The 5,150-nt window shown below is 70.3% G+C and carries 4 protein-coding genes and 1 pseudogene; all 5 read left to right on the plus strand.

What is annotated here, in order from left to right:
- Positions 1-252 precede the first annotated feature (252 nt).
- Positions 253-615, plus strand: a complete 363-nt coding sequence (locus WDW90_RS34700; RefSeq protein ID WP_336492282.1) for a hypothetical protein — start codon at positions 253-255, stop codon at positions 613-615.
- 61 nt (positions 616-676) lie between these two features.
- Positions 677-3,379 carry a glycosyltransferase gene (locus tag WDW90_RS34705; protein WP_336492283.1) on the plus strand — a complete coding sequence of 901 codons (2,703 nt, stop codon included), beginning with the start codon at positions 677-679 and terminating at the stop codon, positions 3,377-3,379.
- A 173-nt stretch (positions 3,380-3,552) separates the two neighbouring features.
- A complete protein-coding gene (locus tag WDW90_RS34710; protein WP_336492285.1) occupies positions 3,553-4,092 on the plus strand; it encodes an RNA polymerase sigma factor in 540 nt (179 codons plus the stop codon).
- Positions 4,089-4,823 carry an anti-sigma factor family protein gene (locus WDW90_RS34715; RefSeq protein ID WP_336492286.1) on the plus strand — a complete coding sequence of 245 codons (735 nt, stop codon included), beginning with the start codon at positions 4,089-4,091 and terminating at the stop codon, positions 4,821-4,823. Before WDW90_RS34710 ends, WDW90_RS34715 begins: the two co-directional genes overlap by 4 nt.
- 141 nt (positions 4,824-4,964) lie before the next feature.
- Positions 4,965-5,150, plus strand: a pseudogene (locus WDW90_RS34720) (molybdopterin-dependent oxidoreductase); the annotation flags it as partial.

Below are 5,150 nucleotides of genomic sequence, written 5' to 3' on the forward strand. Positions count from 1 at the left end.
CATCCTGTCCCGGGAAGTGCACCGACACGCCAGACCAAAACCCGCGGCCAGCCGTCGATGAGCCGGATATAGACACGCAACCCTAAACCGTCAACCCGGCCTTCGCATCAACCCCGACCGGGCCGGAAGGCCCGCTGGAAAGCGCCCGAGGCGCGGCGAGCGATCCGGCAAAGGTCGCGCGTCCGCTCGGCTCGATCCGCGCGTGCATTCGTGCCAGATGGGGACGGATCTCACATTTGCGAAGGACCGACGATGAAGCTGGCGCCCGCCCTTGCTCTCCTGCTGCTCTGGACCTCGCCGTCCGGTGCGGTCGAGGGGCGATACCGGGTCGAAGGGGAGAATCCGGGCCAGTCGCAGACCTACCGGGGCGAGGCTCTCGTCCGGAGGACGGGCGAGACCTACAGCGTCATCTGGCAGATCGGGTCGGGACGCCAGGTCGGCACCGGCATCCTCACCGGGTCGGTGCTCTCGGTCGTCTTCCAGGCCGTCGGTTCCACGGGCGGCGGGATCGCGAGCTTCGAGGTGGTGGACGGGAAGGTCGGGACCGGGCGCTGGAGCCCGATCGGCGGACGGAACACGGGAAGCGAGCGGTGGGCCTGGACCTCGAAGGACTGAAACCCTCGCCGGGGCCGCGTCCGGCTCCGATCGCGTGCCGTCCGCGTCAAGGAAGAAGAAGATGTCGGATCTGCTGATCATCATCCCGCTGTATCGCGGCGTCGAGCTCATCGCGGAACTGTTTGCCAACCTCGGCGACATGGCGGAGGAGATCAACGAACTGAACGCGGAGGTTCTGCTCGTCAACGATTCCCCGGATGACCCGGAGCTTGCCGCCGCGCTCCTGCCCGCCATGCAGGCCCTCGGGAACCGTGTCGAGGCCCGTCTTCTCGTCAACCCGCGCAATCTCGGCTTCATCCAGACGGCGAACCGAGGCCTTGAGCGTGCGCGCGAATCCGGATCCGACGCGCTTCTCCTGAACTCCGACGCGCTGCTCACGCGCGGATCGCTCCGGGAGCTGCGCGCGGTATCGCGCAGCGATCCCCTGATCGCGGTCGTGAGCCCCCGCTCGAACAACGCGACGATCTGCAACTCGCCCTACGATCGGCGCTTCCGCGCCTACGACCGTGCCGATGCGCTCGCTGCCCACCAGCGGATCCTGAAGCATCTCCCGCGGACGACCTACGTACCGACGGCCGTCGGGTTCTGCCTCTACATCCGGGGCATCGTCCTGCAGGAATTCGGCCTGCTCGATGAGGTGTACGGGGCGGGCTACAACGAGGAGAACGACTTCATCATGCGCTGCGGGCGGCGGGGGTACCGCGCCGTCATGGCGAACCGGGCTTTCGTCCATCACCTCGGCAGCGTTTCGTTCGAGCAATCCGGAGAGGGCAGAAGCCCGAGGGAGAAGAAGAATCGCGAGATCCTCGACGAACGCTATCCCGAATATGCGCCGGCCATCGAGCGCTACTTCGAGGGGACGGAATACCTCTCGCAGCTTCTCTGCTCCGGGCTGATTCCCGATCGCGACGGGAAGATCAGCGTCCACTTCGACTGCATGCACATCGGCGCCTACCACAACGGCACCTTCGAGCATGCGAAGAAGCTCCTGGCCGCCTTCGCCGAGAGGTTCGGCGACAAGTATCATCTCTACGTCAGCTGCGAGCCGGACGCCCTCGCTTTCCACGAGCTCTCGCGGATCCCGGGCGTGACCTACCGCGTGGAGGAGGAGCCCGAGGCCAGTCCCTACGGCGTGACGATCCGGCTCGCGCAGCCCTTCAACTGGCGCGATCTCGTCGACGTCTCCTGCTCGGCGCCCGTCAGCGGCTTCCTGATGCTCGATACCATCGCGATGGACTGCCCGAGCCTCGACGAGCACGGGCTCGAGAGCATGTGGAGGCAGATGCTGAACATGGTCTCCTTCATCGGGTTCAACAGCCGGTTCACGCGCGATCAGTTCGCGCGGCGCTTCGCGATTCCGGAGACGGTCACCGAGTTCATCTCCCTGTGCTCGACGACGATCATCGATTACCGTCCGCAGCGCGCGAACCCCGTTCGCCGGCAGGATGCCAAGCGGATCCTCGTCGTCGGCAATCACTTCGCCCACAAGAATGTCCGGACGGCCGTGGAACTCCTGAAGTCCGCCGTGCGCGGGCACAGGATCGTCGTTCTGGGCGTCGATTTCCCGGACGATGCCGGCATCGACAGCTTCAAATCGGGCAGCCTCACGCAGGAGGACGTCGACCAACTCTACGACAGCGCGTCCGTGGTGCTGTTCCCGAGCTACTACGAAGGCTTCGGCCTGCCGATCATGCATGCCCTGGCGCGCAACCTCCCGGTCGTCGCGCGCGACCTGCCGGTCTTCGAGGAGATCCGGGACCGCAGCGAGTACGGACACAACGTCCATCTCCGCGCCAGCACGCAGGACCTCGTCGACCTCGCGGTGAGCGATCTGCCCTGGGCCGCGGCCAGAGAGCCCGTCGCGCGCGTCCAGTCCTGGGAACAGGCCGCGGAGGATCTCGATGCTGGCATCGCGCAGGCTATCGCGCGGTTCGACGGACGGGATCTGAGGCGCAGGATGGAGAGCGCCGAACTGGCCCGGAACTGGTTTGCCGCGATGGACCACGCGGATGCCGTGTGGCTCGGCGGGGGGGAGCGGACGCCGCGCGCGCGGCGCGCGCGGACGCTGCCCGTTCAGCCGGCGCGCAAGGCGTCCCTTCGGGCGCGATGGGCCTCCTATGCCCGGCACAACGATGTGGTCTGGAGCGCGAAGCAGGCGCTGGAGCGGCTCGCGCTGACGCGCAGCCGGCGCGCCGAGGCCCTGCTGCCGGCCATCGATCTCCCGTCCGAAGGCGGCGATCTCGAGTTGACCTCGCCGCATGCCGGCAAGCATCCTGCCGGGAGCTTCCGCGTCGTCTACGCGCGGAATTTCCTGGACTCGTTCTCCATCCGCGAGATCGGGATCCGTCTCCTCGATATCGGCGACAGCCTCCTGATCGGCGGTGTCCTCTACTTCGAGTTGCGCAAGGCGCGGCGCAAGCAGAACCTGCCGGTCAACGTCGATACCCATGAGGGCGTCAGGATTCTCTGCGCGAATGCCGGATTCCGGGTCGCGGCGATCGAGACGAGAGGTTCGCGGACCGTGGTCGCCGCGATCAAGGTGCAGCCTTGGCTCGACATCGCTCTCGATGAGGGCGACGATCAGAACTTCGTCCGCAGCCTGTACAGATCCGCCTTCCGCAGGAACGTGGACGACGACGCGCGCATCTATGTCGACGAATTGGCGAAGGGAGCGACGCGGCTGGACCTGGCGAGGAAGCTGTTTACCTCCGCCGAACGCATCAGCGTGCTCCTCCGCCCGACGGGGCGCGCACGGTTCAACTGACGCGGCAGGCACCGGCGGCGTAAGAGGTCTCGCCATCGCCCGGCGCGGGCCGAAGCCGCGCGCCGCCGGAGAGCGCGGCCTCGATGCCGGCGCCTGAGCGAGACTTCGTGAACGCTCGGCGGCGACCCGCCTGCCCGATCGTGCTAGGTGAGAGCCCGGGAGGGCCGACGCCGATGCGGACCATCGGGCAGCATCTCGTCACGTCGTGGCCGCGGCTGTTCGGCTACGCGCTCAAGCTGACGCGCGAGCCGGAGGCGGCGCGCGACCTCATGCAGCAGAGCGCGCTCCAGGCGCTGTCCGCCGGCTCCGCCCCGGCCGACGAGCGCGCGGCCCGGGCCTACCTGTTCCGCATCGTGCGCAATGCCTTCATCGACCGCATCCGCCGGGCCGCCCTGCGGACCGAGCGCGAGGCGGATGACGAGCGGATCGTCCGGGACCGCTTCGATGACCGCCTGATCGATGCGATCGCGGTGCGCCAGGCCTTCGAGAGCCTCGATGCGGGCTGCCGGCGCGTCGTCGCCTGTGTCGACGTCGAGGGCCTGAGCTATCGCGAGACGGCCGAGACGCTCGGCATCCCGGTCGGCACGGTGATGAGCCGCCTGCACCGGGCGCGCCGCCTGATGCTGCGGCGGATCGCGGAGCGCGACGAAGCCGGCAGGGGGCCAGGATGCGCCGGGACAGGATGCGCCGAGACAGGATGCGCCGGGAGATGATGCGCTGGGAGATGCTCAACGCCTATGTCGACGGCGAGCTCGACGCGGGGGCGCGGCAGGCCGTGGCCGACGCGGCCCGGCGCGATCCCGACGTCGCGGCGCGGATCGCGACCCTGTCGCGATTGAAGGGCGCCGTGCGCGTCGCGGAGCTGGCCGAGCCGCGCGCGGGCCGTCCCGCAGGGGGCATCCACCCGGCCGGATGGGCCTGCGCCGCCCTCGCCCTCATCCTCGGCGGCGCGCTGCTGGTCCGAGAGGCGCGGGTTCCGGAGGCGAGGATCCCTCCGGCCGACCCCGCCCTGGCGGCGTTCGCGGTCTGGACGGGTGCCGGGCCCCCGGCGGACCGGGCGCGGGACGCGGCAGCCGCCCGCGCCGACGAAGCGGCGGTGCCGGACCTGCGCGCGGCCGGGTTCACGCTCGTCCACCTCGCGCCGGCCGGCGACGCGGGCGGGCACCTGGCGGGCTATGCCGGGCCCCACGGCTGCCGCATCGCGCTCTGGACCGGGCCGGCGGCCGTGGCCACGGGGCCGGACGGCGCGGCAGGCCCCCTGCGGGTCGCCCGCTGGGGCGCGGACGGGCGCCGCTTCGTCGCCCTGTCGGACGGCCTGGAGGCCGAGCGCTTCGGGCGCGTGGTCGCGCTCCTGCAGGAGCTCGTGCGCCGCCCGGATCCGGCCCGCATCCGCCTCGCGACGGCGCGAGCCGCCGCCACGACCGACCGGCCCTGCGCGGGCTGAGCCTGCGGGCACCCGCTTTTTCGGGGGCGCCGCGAATAAACGGCCGTGCCCGCGCGTCTTGTCCTGCCCAAGAGGCGCGACCGCCCGCAGCGGGCAGGTCACCTTGGGAGTCGTCTTGGGATTCGCCTTGGGAGGATCGCGATGCTGGACAGGCGGGAACTCATGCGGCGGGCGGGGCTCGCCGCGCTGGCGGGCGCCGGCGGGGCGGCGCTCTCGCCGCTGCGGGCCTCGGCGGACGGGGCGGTCACCCTGCCCTTCGGCAACGGCGAGCGGCCGCTCGTCGCCTATCCGGGCAAGCGGCCGCTGCTGCAGATGACGGCCCGGCCG

Source organism: Methylobacterium nigriterrae (genome assembly GCF_037106235.1).
In the GTDB taxonomy this organism is placed as follows: Bacteria; Pseudomonadota; Alphaproteobacteria; order Rhizobiales; family Beijerinckiaceae; genus Methylobacterium; species Methylobacterium nigriterrae.

What these genes read in the sequence shown, in the direction of transcription:
- WDW90_RS34705 (WP_336492283.1), top strand. Translation starts at nt 677, where the DNA reads ATGTCGGATCTGCTGATCATCATCCCGCTGTATCGCGGCGTCGAGCTC.
- WDW90_RS34700 (WP_336492282.1), top strand. Translation starts at nt 253, where the DNA reads ATGAAGCTGGCGCCCGCCCTTGCTCTCCTGCTGCTCTGGACCTCGCCG.
- WDW90_RS34710 (WP_336492285.1), top strand. Translation starts at nt 3,553, where the DNA reads ATGCGGACCATCGGGCAGCATCTCGTCACGTCGTGGCCGCGGCTGTTC.
- WDW90_RS34715 (WP_336492286.1), top strand. Translation starts at nt 4,089, where the DNA reads ATGATGCGCTGGGAGATGCTCAACGCCTATGTCGACGGCGAGCTCGAC.